General features: G+C 66.3%; 29 protein-coding genes. 20 read left to right on the forward strand and 9 right to left on the reverse strand.

Annotated elements, in window-relative coordinates; translation table 11 throughout:
• Positions 1-31: 31 nt before the first annotated feature.
• From HB677_RS00940 to HB677_RS00955, 4 genes are all read left to right on the forward strand, one after another.
• Positions 32-1081, forward strand: coding sequence for a 4-hydroxy-3-methylbut-2-enyl diphosphate reductase (locus tag HB677_RS00940; protein WP_213814131.1), 1050 nt, complete (start codon positions 32-34; stop codon positions 1079-1081).
• On the forward strand, positions 1081-1662 hold the full coding sequence (locus tag HB677_RS00945; RefSeq protein WP_213813777.1) for a DUF6264 family protein: 582 nt from the start codon (positions 1081-1083) through the stop codon (positions 1660-1662). The genes HB677_RS00940 and HB677_RS00945 overlap by 1 nt, the downstream gene beginning before the upstream one ends.
• A gap of 67 nt (positions 1663-1729) precedes the next feature.
• Positions 1730-2971 carry a sensor histidine kinase gene (locus HB677_RS00950; RefSeq protein ID WP_213813778.1) on the forward strand — a complete coding sequence of 414 codons (1242 nt, stop codon included), beginning with the start codon at positions 1730-1732 and terminating at the stop codon, positions 2969-2971.
• Positions 2955-4100 carry a hypothetical protein gene (locus tag HB677_RS00955; protein WP_213813779.1) on the forward strand — a complete coding sequence of 382 codons (1146 nt, stop codon included), beginning with the start codon at positions 2955-2957 and terminating at the stop codon, positions 4098-4100. The genes HB677_RS00950 and HB677_RS00955 overlap by 17 nt, the downstream gene beginning before the upstream one ends.
• Before the next feature lie 60 nt (positions 4101-4160).
• Here HB677_RS00955 and fbaA read toward each other — a convergent pair whose 3' ends face one another.
• Together fbaA and HB677_RS00965 are read right to left on the reverse strand one after the other, a co-directional pair.
• On the reverse strand, positions 4161-5186 hold the full coding sequence (gene fbaA, locus HB677_RS00960; protein ID WP_213813780.1) for a class II fructose-bisphosphate aldolase: 1026 nt from the start codon (positions 5184-5186) through the stop codon (positions 4161-4163).
• A 33-nt stretch (positions 5187-5219) separates the two neighbouring features.
• Positions 5220-5969, reverse strand: a complete 750-nt coding sequence (locus tag HB677_RS00965) for a FadR/GntR family transcriptional regulator (RefSeq protein WP_213813781.1) — start codon at positions 5967-5969, stop codon at positions 5220-5222.
• A 294-nt stretch (positions 5970-6263) separates the two neighbouring features.
• On the opposite strand from HB677_RS00965, the gene HB677_RS00970 reads away from it, so the two are divergent.
• From HB677_RS00970 to glpX, 7 genes are all read left to right on the forward strand, one after another.
• Positions 6264-7556 (forward strand): MFS transporter, encoded by a 1293-nt coding sequence (locus tag HB677_RS00970; RefSeq protein WP_213814132.1) that lies wholly within the window; start codon positions 6264-6266, stop codon positions 7554-7556.
• 83 nt (positions 7557-7639) lie between these two features.
• A complete protein-coding gene (locus tag HB677_RS00975) occupies positions 7640-9379 on the forward strand; it encodes a dihydroxyacetone kinase family protein (RefSeq protein WP_213813782.1) in 1740 nt (579 codons plus the stop codon).
• Entirely contained in the window at positions 9379-9849 is a 471-nt protein-coding gene (locus tag HB677_RS00980) for a ribose-5-phosphate isomerase (RefSeq protein WP_213813783.1), read from the forward strand. The genes HB677_RS00975 and HB677_RS00980 overlap by 1 nt, the downstream gene beginning before the upstream one ends.
• Entirely contained in the window at positions 9849-10643 is a 795-nt protein-coding gene (locus HB677_RS00985; protein WP_213813784.1) for a triose-phosphate isomerase family protein, read from the forward strand. Before HB677_RS00980 ends, HB677_RS00985 begins: the two co-directional genes overlap by 1 nt.
• Positions 10640-11437 carry a sugar phosphate isomerase/epimerase gene (locus HB677_RS00990; RefSeq protein ID WP_213813785.1) on the forward strand — a complete coding sequence of 266 codons (798 nt, stop codon included), beginning with the start codon at positions 10640-10642 and terminating at the stop codon, positions 11435-11437. Before HB677_RS00985 ends, HB677_RS00990 begins: the two co-directional genes overlap by 4 nt.
• Positions 11434-12297 (forward strand): phosphogluconate dehydrogenase C-terminal domain-containing protein, encoded by an 864-nt coding sequence (locus HB677_RS00995; RefSeq protein ID WP_213813786.1) that lies wholly within the window; start codon positions 11434-11436, stop codon positions 12295-12297. The genes HB677_RS00990 and HB677_RS00995 overlap by 4 nt, the downstream gene beginning before the upstream one ends.
• A 153-nt stretch (positions 12298-12450) precedes the next feature.
• Positions 12451-13410 (forward strand): class II fructose-bisphosphatase, encoded by a 960-nt coding sequence (gene glpX / locus HB677_RS01000; RefSeq protein ID WP_213814133.1) that lies wholly within the window; start codon positions 12451-12453, stop codon positions 13408-13410.
• Here the strand turns inward: glpX and HB677_RS01005 are convergent.
• Positions 13407-14762 carry an MFS transporter gene (locus tag HB677_RS01005; RefSeq protein WP_213813787.1) on the reverse strand — a complete coding sequence of 452 codons (1356 nt, stop codon included), beginning with the start codon at positions 14760-14762 and terminating at the stop codon, positions 13407-13409. The two genes, glpX and HB677_RS01005, sit on opposite strands and share 4 nt — an antisense overlap.
• On the reverse strand, positions 14762-15133 hold the full coding sequence (locus HB677_RS01010; protein ID WP_213813788.1) for a VOC family protein: 372 nt from the start codon (positions 15131-15133) through the stop codon (positions 14762-14764). Before HB677_RS01010 ends, HB677_RS01005 begins: the two co-directional genes overlap by 1 nt.
• Positions 15134-15205: 72 nt before the next feature.
• Here HB677_RS01010 and HB677_RS01015 point away from each other — a divergent pair, with 72 nt between their 5' ends.
• On the forward strand, positions 15206-15847 hold the full coding sequence (locus HB677_RS01015; RefSeq protein ID WP_213813789.1) for a TetR/AcrR family transcriptional regulator: 642 nt from the start codon (positions 15206-15208) through the stop codon (positions 15845-15847).
• Here HB677_RS01015 and rmuC read toward each other — a convergent pair.
• Together rmuC and HB677_RS01025 are read right to left on the reverse strand one after the other, a co-directional pair.
• Entirely contained in the window at positions 15844-17253 is a 1410-nt protein-coding gene (gene rmuC, locus HB677_RS01020) for a DNA recombination protein RmuC (RefSeq protein ID WP_213813790.1), read from the reverse strand. The genes HB677_RS01015 and rmuC overlap by 4 nt on opposite strands.
• A gap of 55 nt (positions 17254-17308) precedes the next feature.
• Positions 17309-17911 (reverse strand): exonuclease domain-containing protein, encoded by a 603-nt coding sequence (locus HB677_RS01025; RefSeq protein WP_213813791.1) that lies wholly within the window; start codon positions 17909-17911, stop codon positions 17309-17311.
• Positions 17912-17995: 84 nt separating this feature from the next.
• Here HB677_RS01025 and HB677_RS01030 point away from each other — a divergent pair, with 84 nt between their 5' ends.
• The 8 genes from HB677_RS01030 (at position 17996) to HB677_RS01065 (ending at position 23276) form a co-directional block, all read left to right on the forward strand.
• A complete protein-coding gene (locus HB677_RS01030; protein WP_213813792.1) occupies positions 17996-18778 on the forward strand; it encodes a class I SAM-dependent methyltransferase in 783 nt (260 codons plus the stop codon).
• A gap of 69 nt (positions 18779-18847) precedes the next feature.
• Positions 18848-19921: a redox-regulated ATPase YchF gene (ychF, locus tag HB677_RS01035; RefSeq protein WP_213813793.1), complete on the forward strand. Its 1074-nt coding sequence runs from the start codon at positions 18848-18850 to the stop codon at positions 19919-19921.
• A 13-nt stretch (positions 19922-19934) separates the two neighbouring features.
• Complete coding sequence (locus HB677_RS01040; RefSeq protein WP_213813794.1) at positions 19935-20609, forward strand: SDR family NAD(P)-dependent oxidoreductase; 675 nt, start codon at positions 19935-19937, stop codon at positions 20607-20609.
• 27 nt (positions 20610-20636) lie between these two features.
• Positions 20637-21206 (forward strand): HhH-GPD-type base excision DNA repair protein, encoded by a 570-nt coding sequence (locus HB677_RS01045; RefSeq protein ID WP_213813795.1) that lies wholly within the window; start codon positions 20637-20639, stop codon positions 21204-21206.
• A 2-nt stretch (positions 21207-21208) separates the two neighbouring features.
• A complete protein-coding gene (locus HB677_RS01050) occupies positions 21209-22105 on the forward strand; it encodes an aminoglycoside phosphotransferase family protein (protein WP_213813796.1) in 897 nt (298 codons plus the stop codon).
• A gap of 43 nt (positions 22106-22148) precedes the next feature.
• Entirely contained in the window at positions 22149-22352 is a 204-nt protein-coding gene (locus tag HB677_RS01055) for an antitoxin MazE family protein (RefSeq protein ID WP_213813797.1), read from the forward strand.
• Positions 22349-22675, forward strand: a complete 327-nt coding sequence (locus HB677_RS01060) for a type II toxin-antitoxin system PemK/MazF family toxin (protein WP_213813798.1) — start codon at positions 22349-22351, stop codon at positions 22673-22675. The genes HB677_RS01055 and HB677_RS01060 overlap by 4 nt, the downstream gene beginning before the upstream one ends.
• A 43-nt stretch (positions 22676-22718) precedes the next feature.
• Positions 22719-23276 carry a hypothetical protein gene (locus HB677_RS01065; RefSeq protein ID WP_213813799.1) on the forward strand — a complete coding sequence of 186 codons (558 nt, stop codon included), beginning with the start codon at positions 22719-22721 and terminating at the stop codon, positions 23274-23276.
• 13 nt (positions 23277-23289) lie between these two features.
• Here HB677_RS01065 and HB677_RS01070 read toward each other — a convergent pair whose 3' ends face one another.
• From HB677_RS01070 to HB677_RS01080, 3 genes are all read right to left on the reverse strand, one after another.
• Positions 23290-23721 (reverse strand): hypothetical protein, encoded by a 432-nt coding sequence (locus HB677_RS01070; RefSeq protein WP_213813800.1) that lies wholly within the window; start codon positions 23719-23721, stop codon positions 23290-23292.
• 30 nt (positions 23722-23751) lie between these two features.
• Positions 23752-24327, reverse strand: coding sequence for a carboxymuconolactone decarboxylase family protein (locus HB677_RS01075; RefSeq protein ID WP_213813801.1), 576 nt, complete (start codon positions 24325-24327; stop codon positions 23752-23754).
• Between the two features lie 79 nt (positions 24328-24406).
• Positions 24407-24772: a helix-turn-helix domain-containing protein gene (locus HB677_RS01080; protein ID WP_307852425.1), complete on the reverse strand. Its 366-nt coding sequence runs from the start codon at positions 24770-24772 to the stop codon at positions 24407-24409.
• Positions 24773-24800: the final 28 nt, after the last annotated feature.

The raw sequence follows: 24800 nt of genomic DNA on the forward strand, positions 1-24800 counted from the left end.
TATCACTAACGGCTCCGCCGTCAGCCTCGAAATGCCGCGGATTCCCGCGCTACGTAACAGGCTACGGGACAACCCCGTCGCTTCTCCCAAGAGGGTGCTGCTTGCCGCGCCCCGGGGATACTGTGCAGGAGTGGACCGCGCGGTCATCGCCGTCGAAAAAGCACTCGACCGTTTTGGCTCTCCCGTCTACGTGCGCAAGCAGATCGTGCACAACATCCACGTGGTGTCGACGCTCGAGAAAAAGGGCGCCATCTTCGTTGACGACGTGGCCGAGGTGCCCGAGGGCTCCCACATCGTCTTCAGCGCCCACGGCGTCTCGCCCGCCGTTGTGCAGGGTGCCGCCGACCGCAACCTCGACGCCATCGATGCCACCTGCCCGCTGGTGACCAAGGTGCACCGAGAGGCGGTGCGGTTCGCCCGCGCCGACTACGAGATTCTTCTCATCGGCCATGCCGGTCACGAAGAGGTCGAGGGCACGATGGGCCAGGCGCCCGAACGCACGATTCTCGTGAACAGCCCGGCCGACGTCCCCAACGTCGTGGTGAAGAACCCCGACCACGTGGTGTGGCTCTCGCAGACGACCCTCAGCGTGGACGAGACGATGGAAACCGTCCGTCTGCTGCGCGAGCGTTTCCCCCTGCTGCAGGATCCGCCAAGCGACGACATTTGCTACGCAACCACGAACCGCCAGGTCGCCATCAAGAAGGTGTCAGAACAGGCCGAACTGGTCATCGTCGTCGGATCGGCGAACAGCTCCAATACCGTGCGCCTGGTCGACGTCGCCCTCGAGAACGGTGCGAAGGCCGCATATCGCGTGGACTACGCCAGCGAGATCCAGCAGGAATGGCTCGACGGCATCTCCACCGTCGGCGTGACCTCCGGCGCGTCCGTGCCCGAGGTGCTCGTACAGGAGGTGCTCGATGACCTCGCGGATGCGGGCTACGCTGACGTTCGGCAGATCGTCACGGCAGAAGAAGACCTGATGTTCTCCCTCCCGAAGGAACTTCGCAAGGACGCCGACGGTAACCCGGACGAACGTGGTCTCGGTGGCCGCGTGCGTCGACTGGATTGGCAGAAATAGTGACTGACCCGCGCCCCGCCCCGCAGTACGGCGAGTACGCCACCCCGCTCGAGCAGGCAAAGGCGATGGGGCTGGATGCCGTGCCGGTGCCCGAGGTGACGGATGCCCCGGCGGGCGTGAAGCGTCAGCCCGAGTCATCCGCTTCCCTTGCCCGCACCGCTCCCGCCTCGCTTGCCGTGGCCGGAACGCGACCCCGCCGCGGCTGGGACCTGGGCCTGACGGTTGCGCTGCTCACGTTCGGCGCCTACTCGGTGATCTCCACCTACGCCCAGTACGCCGACCTGACCACGACGCTGAACTATGCCTACACGCTCATGAACCAGATGAACATGAGCGGAACCAAGCTCGGCGCCTATACGTCGGTCGACCTGGCACGCACCATCGGAATCGCGCTCAACGCGACACAGATCGTGGTGTTCGTGGTGACCGCGCTCGTGTCCATCCTCCTGCTGCGACGCAACCGCATCGCGTTCTACGTTCCGCTCATCGGGGCGGCGCTGACGGTCATCGTCACCATCATCCTGATGTTCGTCGCCCTCACGGGTGACCCGGCCTACATGGCCACCTTCAGCGGCAAGTAACCTCCCGGCGCGCGGCCAACCGCCCGCGTATAGTGCGCGGAGACTCCCGGTGTGGTTACCTGAGCTTGTGCAGAGGGGACCCGTTCGTTTGCCGGTACTGCCGAGGGACGTTGCGGCGGCCGTCACGGTGTCTGCCGCCATCCGCGGGGTGTGGGCCGTAGCACTTGCCGTCCTCGCCGTCACCATCCCCGGAGTGGTCGACTACCTCGTCGGCCGGGGCTATTACGCCGACGCCGCGCTCGCCGCGGGAATCCTGTTGTCGATGATCGCGGCGCTGCTCGTGTTGATGAGATGGCCGTCCCGCGAGAGTCTCGCGACCTACCTCATCGTCGGCACCCTGAGCGTCTGGGCGTTCCAGTTTCTGCTGCTGTCCAACCACCCGGAATTTCAGGGCACGGCCAACTTCCTCCTGAACCGGCCGGCCTTCGCGCTGGTGCTCGTCGGGTCCGCGACATCCCGCCCCCTCAATGTCGTGAAGTGGGGCGTCATCGGATTCGTCCTGGGCGAGGCTGTCACGGTGCTCGTCGACCTGCAGCTGGGGCTGCCCATCACCACCGGCCTCGGCCCCGCCATCGCGATCGTCATCTACTGCGCGACCTTCCTCGTGATTTACCGCATCCAGCAGGTCCACGCCGAGCGGGTACCCGAGTTCGACAGGGTGCAGGCCGACAACCTGAGGTACGAGGCCGCCCGCACGGTCGAGCAGCGCGCGGCCGCCGCCATCCACGACACCCTCCTCAACGACCTCGCCCTCGTCATCCACGGCCCCGAAGAGCTGAGCGACCACACCCGGGACCGCATGCGCGACGACGTCGCGTGGCTATCCAATGGACAGTGGATGGCTCCGCCCGCACAATCGGGATCGCAGGAGTCCGACGACGCCATGTTCCGCAATCAACTCATGGCGATCGCCAGCGACTTCCAGTGGCGCGGACTCGGTGTCGAGGTCACGGGCAACCCGGAGAGCGTGCTTGCCCTGTCGCCGGACGCGGCCACCGCGGCGCTGGGCGCGGTGCGGGCCTGCCTCGAGAACGTGGTGAAGCACTCGGGGTCCGCCTCGGCGGAGCTGATCCTCGACCGGGACGACGAGCTGGTCACGATCATGGTGGTCGACTCCGGGCGCGGGTTCGATCCGGGTTCGGTGGGGGAGGACAGGCTGGGTCTCCGGTCATCGGTGCGGCTGCGGGTCGAATCGCAGGGCGGTGCGGTGCGCGTGTGGTCATCCCCGGGCAGCGGCACGTCTGTCGTCATTTCCCTGCCGGTGAGTCTCGGCGCCGCGCCGACCGAAGCGGGTGATCGCCGTTTCTAGGTCCCTGGATCTCTCGCCGCAGCAGGTAGACCCCCTGAGCTGGTTCACCGGACCCCGGCTGCCCGTCACCGTCGCGGTCGCCAGCGTCGTGCTGGCGCTGGTGACGACGGCCCTCTACTGGAACCAGTGGACCAGTGTCGCGCTCCAGTTCGCTGCCATGCCGTTCTTCCTCGTCGCCGGGCTTGCCGCGGCGCACTTTGTGCAGCCCCACCGCCCTCCGATCACGCCACCGCAGGCGGCCATCGTGCTGGGGATCTCCGCGGCCGGCGTGATCGTGTCGGCCTTCGGGACAGTCGGAAGCTCCGTCCCGGTCGAGCAGTGGTGGGCAGAGATCGGCATCGCGGTCACCCTTGGTAGCCTCGCGCCGTACTCGTCGGCACGGCGCATGATTGGGTACTCCATCGCGTCTGCCACGTTCATCGTGATCGTGGCCAACATCGTGTACATCCCCGCGCCGTCCGCGTGGCCATGGGGCGGGCGCCTGGTGATTGCGGTGGGCCCCGTGCTCGTCGCCGCAATCGCGTCGACGGTCTTCTCCTACACCGTGGTCGACCGCACCCTGCGCCTGCTCGAGACCCGGTCCGGCCACCCCGACCAGGACGCGGCCGACCGCGCCGATGACCTGATTCGCAGCGAGAACATCGCCCGGGTGCGGGCCCGCGTCATCCCCTTCATTGAATCCGTCGCCACCGCGGGCGTGATCACGCCGGAAGACCGCGCCCTGGCCGGCCAGCTGGCACGCCAGTTACGGACCGACCTCGTCGCTGCCGCGAACCGCAGCTGGCTCGACGACCTCGCGATGGAATCGGGCATCATTGTGACCGATCCGGGGCGTGCCGCCCACCGCATGGACGAGGCCCAGCGCGCGTCCCTGCGGGGACTGTTGCTCGCCGTCCTCGACACCCCCGTCATGGACCGGGATTCGCCGCTGATCGAACTGCGGGAGCGAGCGGATGGCTCGACCGCCGTTGCCCTCAGTCTTGATGTCGACCTTCCCGAGGGTCGGCGCCTCATGCTCATCGCCCCGTACTACCTCACCGTCGGCAGCGTGGTGGACAACCTGTCGTGGGACGACGGCAGGAGCCTGTCCCTAAAGTTCCAGCTACCGGCGCCCGAGAAGCGTCCGTAGGCGAAATAGCGGCGGCCCGGGACATCCACATCCCGGGCCGTCGTTGTTCGGTCTGAACGTCTAACTGGCCGAGTGGCCGTACGAGCCGAGCTGGCGCGTGGCCTCGACGACGCGGGCAGCCATGGCCGTCTCGGCGAGCTTGCCCCAGGAGCGCGGGTCGTAGACCTTCTTGCTGCCGACCTCGCCGTCCACCTTGAGGAATCCGTCGTAATTGCGCAGCACCGTGTCGGCGACCGAGCGACTGAACGCGTACTGGGTGTCGGTATCGATGTTCATCTTGACCACACCGTTGGCGACGGCGGTGGCGATCTCCTCATCGGAGGAGCCCGATCCACCGTGGAACACGAGGTCGAGGGGCAGCGCGTCAGTGCCGTACTTCGCGGCGAGACCCGCCTGGATTTCACCCAGCAGCTCGGGACGAAGCTTGACGCCGCCGGGCTTGTACACGCCGTGCACGTTGCCGAAGGTGAGGGCGGCGATGTACCGGCCCTGCTCACCAAAACCGAGAGCCTCGACCGTGGCGATGGCGTCGTCGAGCGTTGTGTACAGGTGTTCGCTGTGCTCGTTGGAGACGCCGTCTTCCTCGCCACCGACGACACCGATCTCGACCTCGAGGATGGCGTTGATCGCCTTCATGCGGGGCAGCAGTGTCTTGGCGATGTCGAGGTTCTCGTTCAGCGGGATGGCCGAGCCGTCCCACATGTGGGACTGGAAGATCGGGTTGCGGCCGGCCTTGACCTCGGCCTCCGAGGCGGCGATCAGGGGCAGCACGAAGCCCTCGAGGGCGTCCTTGGGGCAGTGGTCCGTGTGGAGCGCAACGGTGATGGGATAGTTCTTGGCGACCTCGGTGGCGAAGGCAGCGAACGCCAGCGCTCCCGATGCGCGGTTCTTCACGGTGTGGCCGGCGAAGTAGTCCGCTCCTCCCGTGGTGACCTGGATAATTCCGTCGGACCCCGCCTCGGTCAGTCCCTGCAGCACGGCGTTGATGGTCGCCGATGACGACACGTTGACCGCCGGGTAAGCGAAACCATTGTTCTTGGCCTTGTCCAGCATCTCTGCGTACTGGTCAGGGGTTGCGACGGGCATTAGTTCTCCTTTGAAGCCGGTCTTGCGATGGTGTTAGCGCTTGTCCTTCGAGTCTATTGACCCGGCGAGGCGGGCGCCCGCGGTATGCATATGGGTTGCCATCGCCGACGCGGCGGCATCCGAATTCCGGGTGGCGATCGCTTCGTAGACCGCGGTGTGCTCCTGGAGTGCGGCGAGAACCTGCTCGTCGTCCTGCACCGCGCGGTCGACCCATACCCGAAGGAGCGACCTGATGCTCTGCAACAAGTCGAGCAACACCGTGTTGTTGATGCTTTTGGCGAGCTCGTGGTGGAACCGGAGATCGGCCTCGACGAAGGCCCGAAGATCGTTCTGGCTGGCCCGCATTTCCTCGACGCAGTCACGGAGGATCTCCAACGCGTCATCCGTAATCCGGTCGGCGGCGAGGCGGGCCGCGTAGATTTCCAGCGCGCCCCGCACCTCGACGAGTTCGATCGTCTTCGGGCTGCCGATCATCATTCCCCAGCTCAGTGTCTGGGGGAGCATCTCGCTGGCGTTGCCGCGCAGGTAGGTGCCGGAGCCGGGCCGCACATCGACGATGCCGAGGATTTCGAGCGCCGCCAGCGCCTCGCGCACCGCCGAGCGACCGACCTCGAGGGAGGCGGCGAGGGTGCGCTCGGGGGGAAGCCGTGTTCCCGGGGCGATGGACCCGCCGGTGAACAGGGTGAGGAGGCGCGTGGCCACCTCCGAAACCGCCGAGCCGGACGGCATGCTGCCGAGCGCCGCGCTGATCTCGGCGGCGTTGTCGTTGGGGTAGGCGGGCATTGAAATCAGCGTACCAACTCGGTGCGCCCGAGCAGTTTGCGGCCCGATCCGCGCGAATCCGCGGATCGCAATCCCGGACATTCCTCATATTGGTCAACCGGTTGACAGGTCCGGCCGTGGTGATAAATACTGTTCCCGCGTGGTGTTTGCGATCACGTGACAATGAGGTCGGTTCGGCCTGAACTATAAGGAGTCAATGTGGACACCACCACGAAAGTTGGGGTCACCCAATCCGTCGTAGAGAAATCTACGATCCGGAAGATCTCAATCCGTCTCGTGCCCTTCGTAGCGCTGATGTTCTTCATCAACTACCTCGACCGCACCGCCATCGGCTTTGCGGCCCCCAACGGCATGAACGACGACCTCGGTCTGTCGCTGGCCCAGGTGGGATTCGCCTCCGGCGTCTTCTTCATCGGCTACATCCTTCTCGAGGTTCCCAGCAACCTGGCCCTGCACCGCTTCGGCGCCCGCCGATGGCTCGCGCGCATCATGGTGTCCTGGGGCATCGTCGCGTTCCTGTTCACCTTCGTGCAGAACTTCGAACAGCTTGCCGCGCTGCGGTTTGTGCTCGGTGTTGCCGAGGCCGGATTCTTCCCCGGTGCCATCCTGTTCCTGAGCCTCTGGGTTCCTGCCCGTCACCGCAGCAAGATTCTCGCGCTCTTCTACCTGGCGCAGCCGCTGACCACCGTCATTGGTGCACCGCTCGCCGGGGCACTCATCCAGCAGCACGGTGTGTTCTTTGGCCTCGAGGGCTGGCGCTTTATGTTCCTGTGCGTCTCGGTCCCCGCGATCATCGTCGGAGTCATCGCCTGGTACTACCTCAAGGACAAGCCGTCCGAAGCGAAGTGGCTCACGAGCGACGAGCGCACCTGGCTCACCGCCGAACTTGAGGGTGAGCGCGCCGTCACCGAGAAATCCAACAAGCACGTCGGCATCGGCTCCGCGTTCAAGAGCGGTCGCGTCTGGATGCTCGCGTTCATCTACTTCGGCTTCATCTACGGCCTGTACTCGCTCGCCTTCTTCCTTCCGACGATCATCGCGGGCTTCCAGGAGCTCTACGGCACCGAGTACGGCATCTTCGAAAAGGGTCTCATCACCGCGATTCCCTACGTTCCCGCCGCCATCGTTCTCTACCTCTGGTCGAGGGATGCCACGCGCCGGGGTCTCAAGACCTGGCACATCGCCGTCCCCGCCGTTGTTGGCGCCGTGAGCATTCCGTTCGCGCTGTACGCCGGATCTCCCGTGCTCACGATCGCGATCATCGCGGTCACGGCCAGCGCGATCTTCGCCGCGCTGCCGAACTTCTGGACGCTTCCGACACAGTTCCTCACCGGGGCCGCGGCGGCGGCCGGGATCGCGCTGATCAACACCGTCGGAAACATCGCAGGCTTCTCGGCTCCCTACATCACGGGCGCCGTGGCCGACTGGACGAAGGTGGGGGACACCCCGCAGTTCCAGGTTCCGATGTTCATCGTCGGTGGCTTCATGCTCCTGTCGGCGGTGCTCATGCTGATCCTCGCCCGCCAGCGCAAGGCGGCCGACGCACTGGGAACCTCGAACCTCGCGGCTCCCACCGTCCTCAAGTAGCACCCCGTACACCCCGTCGTGGTGGCCGCAGCGTCTGCGGCCACCACGGCACCCCAACATCACGCGCCACTGGAGTTGCACTCATGACCCGCTTGTTCAACGAACCCGCAGATTTCGCCGATGAAATGATCGAGGGCTTCGTCGCCGCCAACCGCGCCCACGTTCGCCGGGTGCAGGGCGGAGTCGTTCGCTCGACCCGTTCCGCCCCGGGCAGCGTCGCCGTCGTCATCGGCGGTGGTTCCGGTCACTACCCCGCCTTCGGCGGCATCGTTGGTCAGGGTCTCGCCTCCGGCGCGGCCATGGGTAACCTCTTCGCCTCTCCCTCCGCCGACCAGGTGCACAGCGTCGGCACTGCCGCCAACAACGGCGGCGGCGTCCTGCTGAGCTACGGCAACTACGCCGGCGACGTCCTCAACTTCAACCAGGCGCAGGCGCGTCTCAACGCCGAGGGCATCGAGACCCGCACCGTGGTCGTCACGGATGACGTCTCCAGCGCGTCCGTCGCCGAGAAGGCCAAGCGCCGTGGCATCGCCGGGGACCTCACCGTCTTCAAAGCGGCCGCGGCCGCCGCCGAGGCCGGCTACTCGATGGACGAGGTCGAGCGCGTGGCCATCCTCGCCAACGAGCGCACACGCTCGTTCGGTGTTGCCTTCGGCGGCTGCACCCTTCCCGGCGCCGACGCACCACTGTTCACTGTGCCCGAGGGACGCATGGCCGTCGGCCTCGGCATCCACGGCGAGCCGGGAATCGGGGAGACGGATGTCCCGACCGCCGACGAGCTCGCGGAGCTCTTCGTCTCCACCCTGCTGAAAGAACTTCCCGACGGCATCGATACCGTCGCAGGCAACAGAATCGGGCTGATCCTCAACGGTCTCGGGTCCGTCAAGTACGAAGAGCTCTTCGTGGTCTATCGTCGCGTCGCCGCGCTGCTCGAGGATGCGGGACTCGAGATCATCGACCCCGAGGTCGGCGAACTCGTGACGAGCTTCGACATGGCCGGGGCATCCCTCACCCTCTTCTGGCTCGACGACGAACTCGAGCGGTTCTGGCGCGCACCGGCCGACACCGCCGCCTACCGCAAGGGCTCGGTGAACCCGGCCGACCAGCTCGACGAGAGCGAATTCCACGACGCCGTCGCGGCGACGGCCGCCGTCGTTCCGGGCAGCGAAGCCTCGCAGCAGTCGGCAGCCGTCGTGCAGGCGGCCCTCGACGCCCTCGTCGCGGTGATCGACGACAACGCCGACGAGCTCGGACGCATCGACGCGGTTGCCGGCGACGGGGACCACGGCATCGGCATGCAGCGCGGATCGCACGCCGCGCAGTCCGCCGCCCGCGATGCACTCGAGGCCGGCGCCGGCGTCGAGACCCTGCTCGCCCACGCCGCGGACGCCTGGGCCGACAAGGCCGGCGGAACCTCCGGCGCGCTGTGGGGCGTCGCCCTCCGCGCGGTCGGATCGGCCCTCGGTGACACCGACAAGCCCACCACCGCCTCCGTCGCCGCGGGAGCGCAGGCCGCCACCGACGGGATCAAGACCTTTGGCGCCCAGGTCGGCGACAAGACCATGGTCGACGCGCTTGTGCCATTCAGTGAGACACTCGCGGCCGAAGCGGCCGCCGGAGCAACGCTCGCTGCCGCGTGGAGCACTGCCGCCGACGCCGCCACAACGGCTGCCGCGGCCACCGCCGACCTGCTGCCCAAGATGGGCCGCGCCCGACCGCACGCCGAGAAGAGCCTCGGTACGCCGGATGCCGGAGCCCACTCATTCGGACTCATCGTCCACGCCATTGCCGCGGTACTCACCGCGGAAGAAGGAGAAAAGTAATGTCGAACACACTGCGCATCGTCATCGGATCCGACGACGCTGGCTACGACTACAAGGAGATCCTTAAGAAGGACCTCGAAGCCAACGACCTCGTCGAGTTCGTCACCGACATCGGTGTGGACGGCGACGGCCACACCTCCTACCCCAAGATCGGCGTGACCGCCGGAGAGCTGATCGCCGCGGGCAAGGCCGACCGCGCCCTGCTGTTCTGCGGCACGGGCATGGGCGTCGCCATGGCGGCGGGCAAGGTCGCGGGAATCCGCGCTTCGGTCGCCCACGACAGTTTCTCGGTCGAGCGCCTCATCCTCAGCAACAACGCGCAGGTGCTCACCATGGGCCAGCGCGTCATTGGAATCGAGCTCGCCCGCCGCCTCGTTCGCGAGTGGCTGACGTACCGGTTCGACGAGACCAGCGCCAGCGCCGAGAAGGTTGCCGTCCTCGACGAGTACGAGACCACCGGCACCTGCTAATGACCGCGACCGAGCGCTCGCACTCCACTGTGACCGTGGGGGTGAGCCTGAAAATGTACTTCGGCCACGCCCAGAGTCTCGACTGGAGTTCGCGGGTAGCCGAACTCGCGCGGACACATCCGTCCGTGGCATCCGGAGCCGTCGAGCTGTTCGTGATTCCCGACTTCCTCGCCGTGGCGCCGGCCGTCGGGATCTTCGCCGGCACCGGCGTGCTCGTCGGCGCCCAGGACCTGGCGACCGACGACAGCGGAGCGTTCACCGGCGAAGTCAGCGGGGCGGTGCTGGCCGAGGTCGGCGCCTCCGTCGTCGAGGTGGGACACGCTGAACGCCGCCGGCTGTTCGGTGAGACCGACGCCATCGTTGCCGCGAAGTCTGCGGCGGCGCTGCGCAATGGGCTGGCTCCCGTGCTCTGCATTGGTGAGGGAGAGCGGATGCCTCCGGCCGACGCCTCCGCGGAATGCATCCGTCAGCTCGATTCCGCCCTTGCCGGGGCGGCCTTCGGCCGGGTCATCGTCGCGTACGAGCCCGTCTGGGCCATCGGAGCCCCGGCGCCCGCTCCGGCCGACCACATCCGCGCCGTGTGCGCAGCCCTGCGCTCGCACGTCGACGGCCTCACCGGTCGCGATGGCAGCGTCGTGATCTACGGCGGCAGCGCCGGCCCGGGTCTCCTCACCGAACTCGGCGGCGACGCGGACGGTCTCTTCCTCGGCCGGTTCGCCCACGATCCCGCAGCGCTCGGCGCGGTGCTCGACGAAGCCGCCGTCCTCGCCTCCAGCAGAACGGACAACCGATGATCGGCCTCGGCACCTACGCCTTCTTCTGGCAGCACTCGAGTGAGGCGCCCGATCCGATCGGGCTGCCCGAGATGTTGCGCCGCACGCGCGCCCTCGACGCCGATCTGTTTCAGATCTGCGACTACGAGGCGATCACCGCGTTCTCCGCCGACCAGGTGCGCGACATCAAGAGGGAAGCGGATGACCTCGGCATCACGCTCGAACTCGGCACACGCGGTGTTCTTCCCGAGCATCTCGCGACCTATCTCGCCCTGAGCGAAGCCCTCGGAGTGACGACCGTGCGCAGCATGATCAACACCGCCGAGCACAAGCCGACCCTCGGGGAAGCGGAGCAGCTGCTCGGACGCGCGCTGCCCGCCTACGAGGCCGCCGGTGTCACCCTCGCGCTGGAGACCTACGAGCAGGTGCACTCCCGCGACCTCGTCTCCCTCGTCGAGGCGGTCGGCAGCAGCAACCTCGGAATCTGTCTTGACCCCGCCAACTCGGTCGCGGCCCTCGAGAACCCCGTCGACGTCATCGACCGCTGCGCGCCATACGTGAAGAACATGCACGTCAAGGACTTCGCGTTCACGCGGCGCGGGGGATGGGTCGGTTTCACGCTCGAGGGCGCCCAGCTCGGCACCGGACTCCTCGACTACGACCACCTCATGACGACCATCACCCCAGAAGCTCGCGGCATCAACCGCGTCATCGAACATTGGCTCCCCTGGCAGGACTCCTTCGAGGAGACCGTGCGTATGGAGAACCTCTGGAATTCCACCAACCTCGCCTATATAAGGAGTAACGAAAAATGAGCACGTCAACTGAGACCCTGACCATCGCCGTCATCGGCGCCGGCGGCAAGATGGGTATGCGGGTGTCCAACAACCTGCAGAAGACCGACCACACCGTCTACTACAGCGAGAACTCGCCGGCCGGCGTCGAGCGCATCACGGCCACCGGCCGCGTTGTCACCGCCACCGAGACCGCCGTGGCCGACGCCGATGTCGTTGTCCTCGCCGTTCCCGACCTGGCGCTTGCCTCCGTGTCGGGTGCCGTCGTCCCGCTGCTGAAGACGGGCGCCGTGCTGCTCACGCTCGACCCGGCAGCTGCCTACGCCGGACTGCTCGCCACCCGCGAAGACATCGTCTTCGCCGTCGCGCACCCGTGCCACCCGTCGGTCTTCCTCGAGCGCCACACGCCCGAGGAGTACGCCGACACGTTCGGCGGAATCGCTGCGCCGCAGGATGTCATCGCGGCCATCGAGACCGACGACGACAGCAAGCAGGCCATCGCCGAGACCGTTATTCGTGTCATCTACGCGCCCGTCATCGACGTGCACTGGGTCACCGTCAAGCAGCTCGCCCAGCTCGAGCCGACCCTCGTTGAGACCATCGCCTGCATGATTGGCGCGCTCCTCAAGGAGTCGCTGGATGAGGCAGTGAACACCATGGGTGTTCCGGAGCCCGCGGCCCGCGCCATCCTTCTCGGCCACACGCAGGTCGCCCTCGCCAACTCGCTCAAGGGTGACAACCCGTTCTCTGACGCGTGCCTCATCGCGATGGACTACGGACGTGAGTCGATCGTCAAGGATGACTGGAAGAAGATCTTCCGCGACGACGAGCTGGACAAGGTTCTGTCTCGCATGCTTCACCTCGACGCCATCAAGCGATAGTGAGCCGGGTCGCTGTGCTGGGTAAACTGGAGCCATCGTTGATTCCACCAGCGAATCCCACCACAGCGACTAAGCCACTCAACTGCAAGGACGCCCCAATTGGTGAGCACTGACACCGGAAGCCTCTTCCTCCACCCCGACCGCAACCTCGCCATGGAGCTCGTTCGGGCCACGGAGGCCGCGGCCATCCGCGCCGTACCCTTCATCGGGCGCGGCGACAAGAACGCCGCCGACAAGGCCGCGGTCGACGCAATGCGCAAGTTCCTCGGCACCGTCAACTTCGATGGCGTCGTCGTCATCGGCGAGGGCGAAAAAGACAAGGCGCCGATGCTTTACAACGGCGAGCACGTCGGCAACGGCCGCGGCCCCGCCTGCGACATCGCAGTCGACCCGATCGACGGAACGTCGCTGACGGCCGCGGGCCGCCAGAATGCCCTGTCGATGATCGCGGTCTCCGACCGCGGTTCCATGCTGGATGCCTCGACCGTGTTCTACATGAACAAGATCGTCGCCGGAGCCGAGGGAATCGGTGTCCTCGACATCCGCAAGTCCATCGGTGAGAACATCCGTGCCCTGGCCGCCGCCAAGAACAAGCCGGTCTCCGAGATGCAGATCGCCGTTCTCGACCGTCCCCGCCACGTGCAGCTCGTCGAGGAGATCCGCGCCGCCGGCGCGGGAACCCGCATGCTGCTCGACGGTGACGTCGCCGGTGGCATCAACGCCGCCCGCCCCGAGACTCGTATCGACATGTGTGTCGGTGTCGGCGGAAGCCCCGAGGGAGTTGTGACGGCCTGTGCCATCAAGGCCCTCGGCGGGTTCATCCAGACCATGCTCATGCCGCAGAACGATGAGCAGCGCGCCAACGGCGAGGCCGCCGGCTTGCTGTTCGACCACGTGTACGAGGCCAACGACCTGGTGAAGAGCGACAACACGTACTTCGTGGCGACCGGCGTCACCGACGGTGGGCTCGTCGAGGGCGTTCGCCGCCTCGGACCCATCATCCGCACCGAGTCCATCGTGCTGCGCGGCCGCTCCGGCACCGTGCGTCGCGTCGTTGCCGAGCACCTCGCCGAGAAGTGGCTCGACGAGGACAGCCTGCTCGAGCGCGTCTAACCCGTGGCCCGTCCCTCACCGGGGCGGACCTCATTCACCTTCGGCGCCGCGCCTTCGCTCGGCGCCGAAGGTGTTTCCGGCGCGATGTCGAGCGGGTTTTCGATCTCATCCCGCGGCATGCGCGACAGCAGGATCGCTGCCACCGCCAGGAAGACCGGCACTACCCCGGCGACGAGAAATGCCGGCGCGATGCCGATGAGCTCGCCCACGGGGCCCGCCAGTGCCATCGAGATCGGCATGAACGCGAGGGACACGAAGAAGTCGAGGCTCGACACTCGGCCGAGCAGCCTCGTCGGAACCCGACGCTGCAGCAGCGTTCCCCAAATCACCGTCGCGGCCGAGAAGCAGAATCCCACGACAAACAGGGCGACCACCATCAGCCAGAGCTGCGAGGTGTAGCCGATGACCGCAAGGGGGAGGCATCCGGCGCCCCACAGCATGCACATGATCGTCAGGTAGCGCCGCGGCAGCCGCATGGATGCGACCAGCAGTGAGCCGACGGCACCGCCCACCCCGAACGCACCCAGCGCGAGCGCGAAGGCACCGGCGCCGCCACCCGTCTGGCCTTTCACGGCGAACGGCAACAGCACTTCGATCGGCCCCATGATCACCAGGATCAGCAGCAGTGCGAACAGCAGGGTGCCTAGCAGCCACGGGGTGCGCAGCATGTAGCGGAAGCCCTCACGCAGGTCGTCGACCATGGAGCGGAGCGGATGTCGCGAGACATCCATTTCCCTGGTGATCGGTATCTCCCGCATTCGCAGCAGCACCGCGATCGCCACCAGCTGCGCGGCAGCCGTGACCGCAAACGCGAGCCCGGGGGACACCAGCGCGATGGCGAGGCTCGCCACTGCCGGTCCCGCTGCCTGCATGACGGCGGGGCGCAGCACGCCCTCGATGCCGTTGGCCGCGAGCAAATCCTCGGCGGGCAGCACCGTCGGGATGAGCGCCGAATAGGCGGGGTAGAAGAATCCGTCGGCGATTCCGAGCAGCAACGTCACGATGGCGAGGTGCCAGATGTCGAGGTTAAAGGTAAGGGCAAGCACCGCTGCCGTGCCGATGGCCAGCGTCTTGATCGCCTCGACGGTCAGCAGGATCCGGCGCTGCGGAACGCGGTCGGCGATGACCCCGCCGAGCAGCACGGCGCCGATCAGCCCGATGCTGGACGCGGTCGCGACGAACGATAACTCCAGCGGTCCGCCGCCGAGGCCGATGACTTCCCACACCACGGCGACCAGCCAGATGCCGTCGCCCAGCAGCGACAGCGCGAGGCTTCCGGTGAGAAGCCGGTACTGCCCGAGAGCGAAGGGGCGGATGGCGCGGGGCAGGCGCGAGGCCGCGGGCGTACTCATTACCCCGCGAGTACCGAGAACACGTTGCCCGCGGGATCGGTGAACCACGCGATGTCCGGGCCGTTGCCGTGCATGACGCCGGTGTCGCTCTGCGGCATGCCCTCGTACATCTCCATCGTCACACCACGGGAGATCAGGTCGTTCACCGCAGCATCGACGTCGTCGACCTGGAAGTTCAGCACCGTGTAGCTGGCGGGGGTGTGGTTCGGCTTGTTGTACACGAGCACCGTTGCTCCACTGGCGAGATGCAGGTTCAGGAAGCCCATCTCGTTTTCGGTCACATTCAGGCCGAGCTTTTCGATGTAGAACTTCTGCGCCACGGCGATGTCATTGACGGAGAAACCACTGAAGGCGTTGTCGGGTGTGAACATTGCTGTCTCCTTAGAATGTGTACACTGTCCACAATGGCAGGAGTAGTCATTCCTGTCCAGAGAGGCCCCGAAATGACTTCCGATCCAATCCAGACGCCGCGGAACTCATACCGTCACGGCGACCTGCGGGGCGCGCTGCTCCAGGCGGGCCTCGACATGGCGAGGGAGGGCGGTCCCGATGCGGTCGTTCTGAGGGAGGCAACCCGTCGTGCCGGCGTCTCGCCGAACGCCGCCTACCGTCACTTCGCCGACAGACAGGCGCTGCTGCACGCCGTCTCCAACGCCGCGCTCGGCATGGTCGCCGACCGGATCCAGGTCGAGGTCGACGCTGTGGCGACGGGGCCTGACCCTCGCGCCGACGCGCACGCGCAACTTCGCGCGGTCGGGGAGGGATACATCGCCTTCGCGCGGGAGGACCCCGGACTCTTTCGCGCGGCGTTCTCGGTTCCCGACAACCTGCAGAACGCGAATGATGCGGCGAAGGCCGGAGAGGCCGGATTGACTCCGTTCCAGCAGGTCGGCCGGGCTCTGGATGCCCTGCTCGCCGCGGGCGCCCTGACCGCAGAGCGACGCCAGAACGCGGAGTTCCTTGCGTGGAGCGCCGTGCACGGCCTGGGAATGCTCGTCATCGACGGGCCGCTGCGCGGGCTGGACGAGCGGATGATCCGCTCGGCGACCGACCGGCTGCTGGACATGGTCGAACGCGGGATTTAGTCCCGGTCGACGCCGCTGCTGTCGAGGGCTCCGAAGCCGTCGAGCTCGACGCGTTCGAGCTCGTTGAGCAACTCGTAGGCGGTGATTTCGCGCGGAGACTCCTCGATCGGGGTCACCACCGCGAGCACCTTCGACTCATCGAGCTTGTTGAGCTTGCGCGCGGACGGGAGTACCTGTCGCTCGAGGGAACCGACGAAGCCGTTGTAGCTCTTGACCGTCGACTCGATGGACCGACCCAGCTTCTCGACGTGCCCGGCCATCGTGGACAGGCGCGAGTACAGCTCGCGGCTGAGGTCAAACAGTTGCTTCGCGTCATCCGTCAGCACGTCCTGTTGCCAGGAGAACGCGACGGTCTTGAGCACCGACCACAGCGTCACGGGGGAGGCGAGCGCGACGCGCTTGCTGAACGCGTAGTCCATGATGCCGGGGTCGGCCTCCATGGCGGACGACACGAGGGACTCGCTCGGGATGAACGCGATGACCAGCTCGGGCGAGGACTGCAATCCCTGCCAGTAGGCCTTGTTCGCGAGGGTATCGATGTGCCCACGCACCACCTTGACGTGCTGACGCAGGAGAGCCTCACGACGGGCACCCTCTTCGCCCGTCGCGGTCGCCGCGATTTGGCTGGCCTCGAGGTAGGCGGTGAAGGGAACCTTGGCGTCCACCGCAATGTTCTTGCCGCCCGGAAGATGAATGACCATGTCGGGGCGTCCGGCGCCCGCGTCGGAGGTGATGCTCGACTGCACATCGAAGTCGACCCGCTCGATGAGCCCGGCCGCCTCGACGACGTTGCGCAGTTGCGTCTCGCCCCACACCCCACGAATGCTGTTCGACCGCAGCGCGGAGGCGAGCGATTCCGCCGTGCTGCGCAGGCGTTCCTCGGACTCGGTGGCGGCCGTCAGCTGCTGGGCGAGGGCGCCGTACTGCAGGTTGCGCTGCTCCTCGAGCTCGGTGACCTTGCGCTGCATCTCCTGCAGGCTTTCCTGCACGGGACTGAGCGCCACGAGTACGCGGCCGTCGCTGCGCACGCGTTCGGCTTCGGCGATCTGGATGTCCCGGAGTCGCTGTTGGAACTCCCCGAGACGCTGCTCCTGCTGAAGAATCTGCGCGGTGAACTGCTCGCGCTGCGCGGTGGCCTGCTCGCGGGCACCCTGCAGCGTCGCGTGCACGGATGACAGCTCCGTCTGAAGTTCGGTGCGGAGCGCCACTTCTTCGGCCCGCATCGATGCGAGGGTGTTTTCCGACCGCACGCCGGCAAGGTCGAGCTGGTGCCGCAGCGACGTGAGTTCGGCCTCGGCTCCCGCCCCACCGCTCGCACCGCGGCGGCGAACGAGCAGCAGCGCCACGAGCACGCCGATGACGACGCCGACGAGTATTCCGACGAGAAGCGCTGCTACGGGGTCCATGCGACCAGTGTCGCAGCGGCCGGTGACATCGCCCGGGAGGGCCGCCGGAGTGTGATTAGCGCAGCGCCATCGGGCGGCGATCGGCTGCGGCCGGGCCGATGTACTTGATGGCCCCGCCGGTCATCAGGGCGAGCTCCGCGAGGTCGGACGCATCGTGGCGCCGGGCCGCGTGCGAAATGATGGCGGCGCAGGCCTCGGCATCCGCGAGGGCGTCGTGGTGCGCAAAGTCTTCGAAGCCCGCGGCCATGGCGGCGACCGGAAGCTTGTAGGAGTCGAGGTTATACGTGTTGCGGGCGACGGCCAGGCTGCACAGGTAGGCGAACGAGGGACTCGGCACCCCGCTGGCGGCGCTCGCGCCGGTGATGACGCCCATGTCGAAGGCCGCGTTGTGAGCGACAAGATGGTCACCGTCGGCGAAGGCCACCAGGTCGGGCAGCTGCTCGGCCCAGGTGAGGGCGTCCGCGACATCCGCTTCCACAATCCCATGGATGCGCGTGTTCCACTCGTTGAAGAAGTCGTGCTCGAGCGGCGGGCGGATGAACCAGCCGACCTTATCGACGACGCGGCCGTCGCGAACCTTGACGAGACCGACGGAGCACGCGGAGGCGCTGGAGGAATTGGCGGTCTCGAAGTCGATCGCGGTGAAATCTATGGACACACTTGATGCTCTCACGCGGCACCGACGCTCCAGATGCGGATGACCCGTGATTCGCGTTTTCGCCCGGGTGCATAGGCTGACATCATGACGACCGACGACGAGCGCAAGACCGAGAACGCCAATTCGTTTGGGGCGGCGGCGGATGAGTACGACCGCGCGCGCCCCTCGTACCCGATTCAGAGCGTCGACTGGTTGCTTCCCGTCACCGCCCGGCACGTGCTCGATCTGGGTGCGGGCACCGGCAAGCTGACAGCGCTGCTCGTGGAGCGCGGTTTCGACGTCGTCGCCATCGATCCGTCGGCCGAAATGCTCGCGAAGCTCGACGCGGCAATCACCGATGCCACGAGTGCTGTCGGAACGGCCGAGGACATCCCGTTGCCCGACGACAGCGTCGACGCGGTGGTCGTTGCCCAGGCCTGGCACTGGGTGGATCCGGAACGCGCCGTTCCCGAGGTCGCCCGGGTGCTGCGGCCCGGCGGCACGCTCGGCCTCATCTGGAACGTCCGCGACGAGCGCGTTGGCTGGGTGGCGCGCCTCACGGAGATCATCCACAGCTCGAACGCGGAAGAATTCCTGCGCACAGATGAACTGCGGGCCGAGGGCGTCGTGCCGCAGCTGCCCCCGCTGCCGGGCGGGCTGTTTGGCACCCCGGAGACCCACGAGGTGGATTGGGAGGAACCGGTCGATCGCGCGAAGATCATCGACCTCGTGTCATCCCGCAGCCATTTTTTGACCAGCTCTGACGAGCAGAAGGCCGCCACCCTTGCCGAGGTCGCGGCACTGCTGGACAGCCACCCGCAGCTGGCGGGACTCACCGACTGGGTGATGCCGTACCGCACGTTCGGCTTCCGTTTGCGCCTGCTGTAGGCGCTCGCCGCGGTGTCGCGGACCGGCCGCACACCCGGCGGACGGGCGCAGCCGGTACCCTTGACACTCGTGGCTCTCACTATTGCAATCGTTGGACTCCCGAATGTCGGCAAGTCCACCCTGTTCAACGCTCTGACCAAGTCGTCCGTGCTCGCAGCGAACTACCCGTTCGCGACGATCGAGCCGAACACCGGCATCGTGAACCTTCCCGATGAGCGCCTCGCCGTGCTCGCGGAAATCTTCAGCTCCGAGCGCATCCTCCCGGCCGCCGTGTCGTTCGTCGACATCGCCGGCATCGTCAAGGGCGCGTCCGTGGGGGAGGGGCTTGGCAACAAGTTCCTCGCCAACATCCGCGAGGCCGACGCCATCGCGCAGGTCGTCCGCGGGTTCGAAGACCCCGACGTCATCCACGTCGACGGCAAGGTTGACGCTGCCAGCGACATGGAGACCATCAACACCGAGCTGATCCTCGCCGACCTCCAGACGCTCGAGAAGGCCGAGTCGCGCTACGAGAAGGAACTGCGCGGCAAGAAGATCACGCAGGCAACGATGGACACCGTCAAGGCGTCGCTCGCCTGGCTCAACGACGGCAAGCCGCTGTCCGCGTCATCCCTCGATCTCGAGCCGCTGCACGAACTCGGCCTGCTGACCGTCAAGCCGTTCATCTACGTCTTCAACGTGGATGAGGCTGTGCTGACGGATGACTCGCGCAAGGCCGCCCTCGCGGCACTGGTTGCTCCGGCCCACGCCGTGTTCCTCGACGCAAAGCTCGAGTCGGAACTCATCGATCTCGATGCCGCCGACGCCGCGGAACTGCTCGCGTCCACCGGACAGGACGAGAGCGGACTCAACCAGCTCGCCCGCATCGGTTTCGACACCCTGGGGCTGCAGACGTACCTCACCGCCGGCCCCAAGGAAACCCGCGCCTGGACGATCCCGAAGGGTGCCAAGGCGCCCCAGGCCGCCGGCGTCATCCACACCGACTTCGAAAAGGGATTCATCAAGGCCGAGGTCATCGGATTCGATGACCTGGTCGAGACCGGTTCCATCGCCGAGGCACGCGCCAAGGGCAAGGCCCGCATCGAGGGCAAGGAATACGTGATGCAGGACGGCGACGTCGTGGAGTTCCGCTTCAACAACTAACGAAGGATTCATCGTGCCTGTCATCGCCATCATCGGAGCTGGACCTGGACTGGGCGCAGCAGTTGCGCGGAAGTTCGGGCGCGAAGGGTTCTCGATCGCCCTCATCTCGAGGAATCAGTCGAAGCTCGACCTCCTGGCCTCCGAGCTCACCGCCGATGGGCTGACTGCACGCGGCTACTCCGCGGATGTCTTGATACCCGCAGAGCTGGAAGTCGCGCTTGCAACGGCCGCGTCGGAGCTGGGAACCATCACCGTGCTGCAGTACAGCCCACTCCCGTCGAGGGATTACCTGAAGCCGGTTCTCGAGCTGACTCCGGAGCTGGCGCGCGAAGCCTTGAGTTTCTCGGCGCTTGGTCTCATTCATGCGGTGCGCGCTGTGCTTCCCGCGATGCAGGCGGATGGAAGCGGCAGCATCATCCTCATCAACGGCGGAACGTCCGTGAAGGCTCGCGCCGGTTTTGCGGGCACCTCCGTCGCCTTCCCCGCCGAGAGCGCCTACGGCGAAATGCTGCACGACGCGCTTGAGGATGAAGGAATTCGCGTGAGCCAGCTGGTGATCCCGGGTGGCATTCCCCAGCTTCAACTACCCAACGGAATTGACGATGTGGCCGATCGCATCTGGCATCTTCACGTCGACACGGGACCATTCCGCACAATGCTCATCCCTCTGGAAGACGGCAGGGAATAGCCGTCCTGGCGGTGGAACAATAGTGGGATGACGTTGAACATCACCGGCGATACCGAAGCCGACGCCCTGCTCAGTGACAACCCATTCGCGTTGATGTTGGGCATGCTGCTCGATCAGCAGGTGACGATGGAAAGCGCCTTCGCGGGACCGCTGAAGATCCTGCAGCGCACCGGTGGCATCGATCCGGCGTCCGTTGCCGGATACGACCCAGAGAAAATGGTCGCGGCGTTTCAGGAGACGCCCGCAGCGCATCGGTATCCCGGCTCGATGGCCGGACGCGCTCAGGCTCTCGCCCAGGCAATCGTGGATGACTGGAATGGCGACACCACGAGTATCTGGAACACGGGCGATCCCGACGGGGCCGAGATCCGTCGCCGACTGCTGAAACTCCCCGGCTTCGGCGAGCAGAAAGCGAAGATCTTCCTCGCGCTGCTCGGAAAGCAGCGCGGAGTGACGGCATCAGGCTGGCGTGAGGCATCCGCCCCCTATGGCGAACAGGGCTCGTACCGCTCTGTCGCCGACATCATCGATGCCGATTCGCTTGCCAAGGTGCGCGAAACCAAGCAGGCTGCAAAGGCTGCCGCCAAGAAGAAGTAACCGTGAGCTCGGACTCGATCGACGTTGACGTCGGCCTCGTGCGGAGGCTCGTCGCGAACCAGTTTCCGTATTGGGCGGACCTGCCGATTCGGGCGGTGGCGAACGACGGGTGGGACAACCGCACGTTTCGTTTGGGAGAGCGGATGTCGGTGCGAGTGCCGAGTGCGCTCGGGTACGGCGAACAGGTGCAGAAGGAACAACGGTGGTTGCCGGTGCTCGGACCGCAGCTGCCGCTGCCCATCCCGGTGCCGCTGGCGGTCGGGCAGCCCAGCTTCGAGTACCCGATGCGGTGGTCGGTGTACCAATGGCTGGAGGGGGAGATCTCGCGTAATGCTGTTATCCACGACCTGGCCGGATTCGCGACTGACCTCGCACGGTTTCTGGTTGCCCTGGCGAAAATCGACTCGACGGACGGCCCCGGACCGGGTACACACAACTTCCATCGCGGTGGCGACCTGCGGGTGTACGACGAACAGACCCGGCGGGCGCTGGAGATCCTCGACGGGTCGATCGATGCGGCCGGTGCCCGGGAGGTGTGGGAGCAGGCGCTCGATGCGACGTGGACGGGCTCGCCGGTGTGGTTCCACGGTGACGTGAGCGACGGCAACCTGCTCGTCACCGACGGCACCCTGAGCGCTGTCATCGACTTCGGCACGTGCGGCGTCGGAGATCCGGCGTGCGATCTGGTGATCGCATGGACCATGTTTTCGGGCGAGAGCCGCGACGCCTTCACCGCGGCGCGGGCGGTGGATGACGCGATGTGGGCGAGGGGTCGCGGATGGGCGATCTGGAAGGCACTGATCGTGGCGGCGGGACTCGCCGGGACGAACTCGCCCGCGGGTGGGAGCTCCCGTCGCGTGATCGAGCGGGTCATTGCGGACCATCGACGGACGACGTGATCGAGGCTGGTCGCAGCGATGCGTAACATGTAACAATGGAGTCATGGCAGCGAATGATCGGGTTCAAGCCCACCGAGCGCGGATGCGGGCACGGGGCTACCGCCTGGTGCAGACGTGGGTACCTGACGTGCGATCAAGTGCATTCGCCGAGGAAGCACGGCGGCAATCTCGCACCATCGCTGCAGCAGAAAATTTGCATGACGACCAATCCTTCGTCGAGGCAGTCTCAGTCGAATGGGATGAGTGATCCGGGGAGAGATATGGACGGTGGCTGGCGGCGTCTATTCGTCCAAGCCGCGTCCCGCAGTGATCCTGCAAGATAACCTGTTCAGCGATTTGGCTTCTGTCACCGTGTGCCCGATGACCTCGGGTGATGTCGACGCGCCACTCATGCGTCTGACAGTCCCGTCCGACGACGTCTCGGGTCTGGATGCAACGAGCTTCGTGATGGTCGACAAGATCACCACGGTGCGGCGAGCCAATGTCGCTCAGAAGGTCGGAAAGCTGACGCCTGCCCAGATGCTTGACCTTGAACGCATGGTGCTGGTCTTCCTCGGACTTGCCGACTAACCATCGTGCGCCAGCCGAACGAACCTGCGAAGGAAGGAACCCGATGACCATCGCCATTGTGGTGTGCGGAGCCCTCGGTGCATGGCTGCTGCTGGCCGGACCTCTGTACCAGGCGGCCCTAGAACTGCGCGAGCAGGAGGTCGACCGCGACGGCATTGAGGCCGTCAGCTCGACGGTTGCGGCGGCCGACCCGGTCTCCCCGTGGTGGTGGTTGCTGCCGCCCGTTGCGTATATCCTCCATCAGCGGTCAGCCCGCGAGCATCGGCGTGCCCTCATGGAGGCAATGGGGCCCGACCAGATCCGCCAGACGGTGGAATTCCTCAACAAGGCAAACGGCTGGCTGATCGTCGCCGCCGGTGCGTTCCTGATCGCGGTGAAGGAGACCTACGAGCTCGTCGAACTGGTGGAGTGGCCCATTGCCGTGTTCTGGGTGCTCGTGGTGGTGCTGCCGCTGATCTGTTTCGCCTACGTGATCTTCCGGTTTGCGTGGACCGGGCGAATGCTGCGCAAGGACGAAGACGTCGTCGCCGACCGAATCAGGCGCAGGGACGGGTCATCCACCCGCCCGGCTCGACCCGAACGGCGATCGCGACGTCCCTGACCCTCTGCGGCGCTTAGCGCTTGCGGGAAGCGCGCCACGCGCGCCAGGCGCTCGTCGACCAGAGCGCCCAGAGAACGAGGAGCGGCTGGAACAGGAGACGGATGCCCCGGGCCGCGTCGGTATCCAGGTTGAACGAGTTCGTGCGGGTGACCAACTGCGAGATGTTGCCGGGGAAGATGGCGACGAAGAACGTGGCAACGATCCAGCCGACGATCGTGCGTCGGCTCTTGGGAACGACGATGAGGGCGGATCCGAGGGCGATCTCCACCACGCCGGACGCCACAACGACGTTGTCCTTGCTGAGGATGGGGATCCAGTTCGGCACCTGCGCCTGGAAGGCTTCCCGCTGCGTGGTGAGATGGCCGATGCCCGCCACCACCAGAACTGCTCCCAGAGCGATGCGGCCGATGGTGCGGGGGACTGAGCGTGGGGTCTTCGTTGCCATTCCTGATTGTCGCACCCCCGACTGCGAGTTCTATCCCGGGATTCCCCGCACGAGTTCCTTCGCGAGTTCCTCGCTGATGTCGGTGGGAACCTCGACGTCGACGGCGAGGGCCTGGATGGCACGGCTGAAGTAATTCCGGGCCGCCGCGGCAAGCGCGATATTGACGATCTCCGTGTCGCTGAACCCAAAGTCGCGCAGTTCGAGGCTGTCGATGTTGGTCATGCCCGAGGAGTTGGTGCTCACCTTCTCGGCAAACGCCATCATCGCGACATCCGCGTCCGATAATCCGGCCGAGCGATAGTCGTGGGCGATCCGGATCAATTGGTCCTCATCGAAGAAGCGAAGCGACTTACGCCCGTGCGCGAGGCGGCAGTGTCGCGACCCAACGCCGAGCGCGGCGGCGAGGGTCACGAGTTCGTAGCGACGTTTGTCCATGGTGTGAGCGATCGCACCGATGAGCTTCTCCCACGCGTCGTAGGCCTCCATATTGAGCGCGAGCACCTTCGAGTGCGCCGCTACGAATCCCTGATCGTCTATGTCGTCCGCGTAGAGCCGGGCTACGTCACCCGTCGCTTCGTCCTCGGGAATGGTGGTGATTACCGTCATTGTCGACCGCCCTGTCGTCATTCGTCGCATCCACCGTGGCACTGCCGATCCTGGCGCACCAGATGGGCGTCCGACGGACTCAGGACGGGTCGGTCCAGCGCTGGCCCCAACTGACGAGCGGCTGCAGCGAACCCAGAAGGTCCGCGCCGCGGGGGGTGAGTTCGTAGCGAACCTGCACGGGGATCGAGGCGATGACCTCGCGGGTGAGCAGGCCCGATGCCTCGAGTTCCTTGAGGCGCTGTGCGAGCAGCCGGTCGGAGAGCCCATCGACCGCGGCGACGATCTCGCTGAACCGGGTGGCGCCGCGAGCGATGGCGAGCAGGATGCCGGAGTTCCAGCGTTTGCCCACGAGCTCGACCGACGACAGGAAGCGACGGCACTCGTCGTCGTTGATGCGGTGGATGTCGGTATCGCGAGGGTGCGCGGACGGCTGCGTTGTGGTCACTTACCCATAGTAAGTCACTAACGCGGTG

This window comes from Glaciihabitans sp. dw_435 (assembly GCF_018449675.1).
Lineage (GTDB): Bacteria > Actinomycetota > Actinomycetes > Actinomycetales > Microbacteriaceae > Glaciihabitans.

Bases quoted from the DNA above. Each gene is read 5' to 3' on its own strand.
- HB677_RS01030 (WP_213813792.1), top strand. From the start codon at position 17,996: ATGACGACCGACGACGAGCGCAAGACCGAGAACGCCAATTCGTTTGGG.
- HB677_RS01070 (WP_213813800.1), bottom strand. From the start codon at position 23,721: ATGGCAACGAAGACCCCACGCTCAGTCCCCCGCACCATCGGCCGCATC.
- HB677_RS00990 (WP_213813785.1), top strand. From the start codon at position 10,640: ATGATCGGCCTCGGCACCTACGCCTTCTTCTGGCAGCACTCGAGTGAG.
- HB677_RS00940 (WP_213814131.1), top strand. From the start codon at position 32: ATGCCGCGGATTCCCGCGCTACGTAACAGGCTACGGGACAACCCCGTC.
- rmuC (WP_213813790.1), bottom strand. From the start codon at position 17,253: ATGGACCCCGTAGCAGCGCTTCTCGTCGGAATACTCGTCGGCGTCGTC.
- HB677_RS00965 (WP_213813781.1), bottom strand. From the start codon at position 5,969: ATGCCCGCCTACCCCAACGACAACGCCGCCGAGATCAGCGCGGCGCTC.
- HB677_RS01045 (WP_213813795.1), top strand. From the start codon at position 20,637: ATGACGTTGAACATCACCGGCGATACCGAAGCCGACGCCCTGCTCAGT.
- HB677_RS01015 (WP_213813789.1), top strand. From the start codon at position 15,206: ATGACTTCCGATCCAATCCAGACGCCGCGGAACTCATACCGTCACGGC.
- HB677_RS01075 (WP_213813801.1), bottom strand. From the start codon at position 24,327: ATGACGGTAATCACCACCATTCCCGAGGACGAAGCGACGGGTGACGTA.
- HB677_RS01055 (WP_213813797.1), top strand. From the start codon at position 22,149: ATGGCAGCGAATGATCGGGTTCAAGCCCACCGAGCGCGGATGCGGGCA.
- glpX (WP_213814133.1), top strand. From the start codon at position 12,451: ATGGAGCTCGTTCGGGCCACGGAGGCCGCGGCCATCCGCGCCGTACCC.
- HB677_RS00970 (WP_213814132.1), top strand. From the start codon at position 6,264: ATGTTCTTCATCAACTACCTCGACCGCACCGCCATCGGCTTTGCGGCC.
- fbaA (WP_213813780.1), bottom strand. From the start codon at position 5,186: ATGCCCGTCGCAACCCCTGACCAGTACGCAGAGATGCTGGACAAGGCC.
- HB677_RS00995 (WP_213813786.1), top strand. From the start codon at position 11,434: ATGAGCACGTCAACTGAGACCCTGACCATCGCCGTCATCGGCGCCGGC.
- HB677_RS00975 (WP_213813782.1), top strand. From the start codon at position 7,640: ATGACCCGCTTGTTCAACGAACCCGCAGATTTCGCCGATGAAATGATC.
- HB677_RS01005 (WP_213813787.1), bottom strand. From the start codon at position 14,762: ATGAGTACGCCCGCGGCCTCGCGCCTGCCCCGCGCCATCCGCCCCTTC.
- HB677_RS00980 (WP_213813783.1), top strand. From the start codon at position 9,379: ATGTCGAACACACTGCGCATCGTCATCGGATCCGACGACGCTGGCTAC.
- HB677_RS01065 (WP_213813799.1), top strand. From the start codon at position 22,719: ATGACCATCGCCATTGTGGTGTGCGGAGCCCTCGGTGCATGGCTGCTG.
- HB677_RS01010 (WP_213813788.1), bottom strand. From the start codon at position 15,133: ATGTTCACACCCGACAACGCCTTCAGTGGTTTCTCCGTCAATGACATC.
- HB677_RS00985 (WP_213813784.1), top strand. From the start codon at position 9,849: ATGACCGCGACCGAGCGCTCGCACTCCACTGTGACCGTGGGGGTGAGC.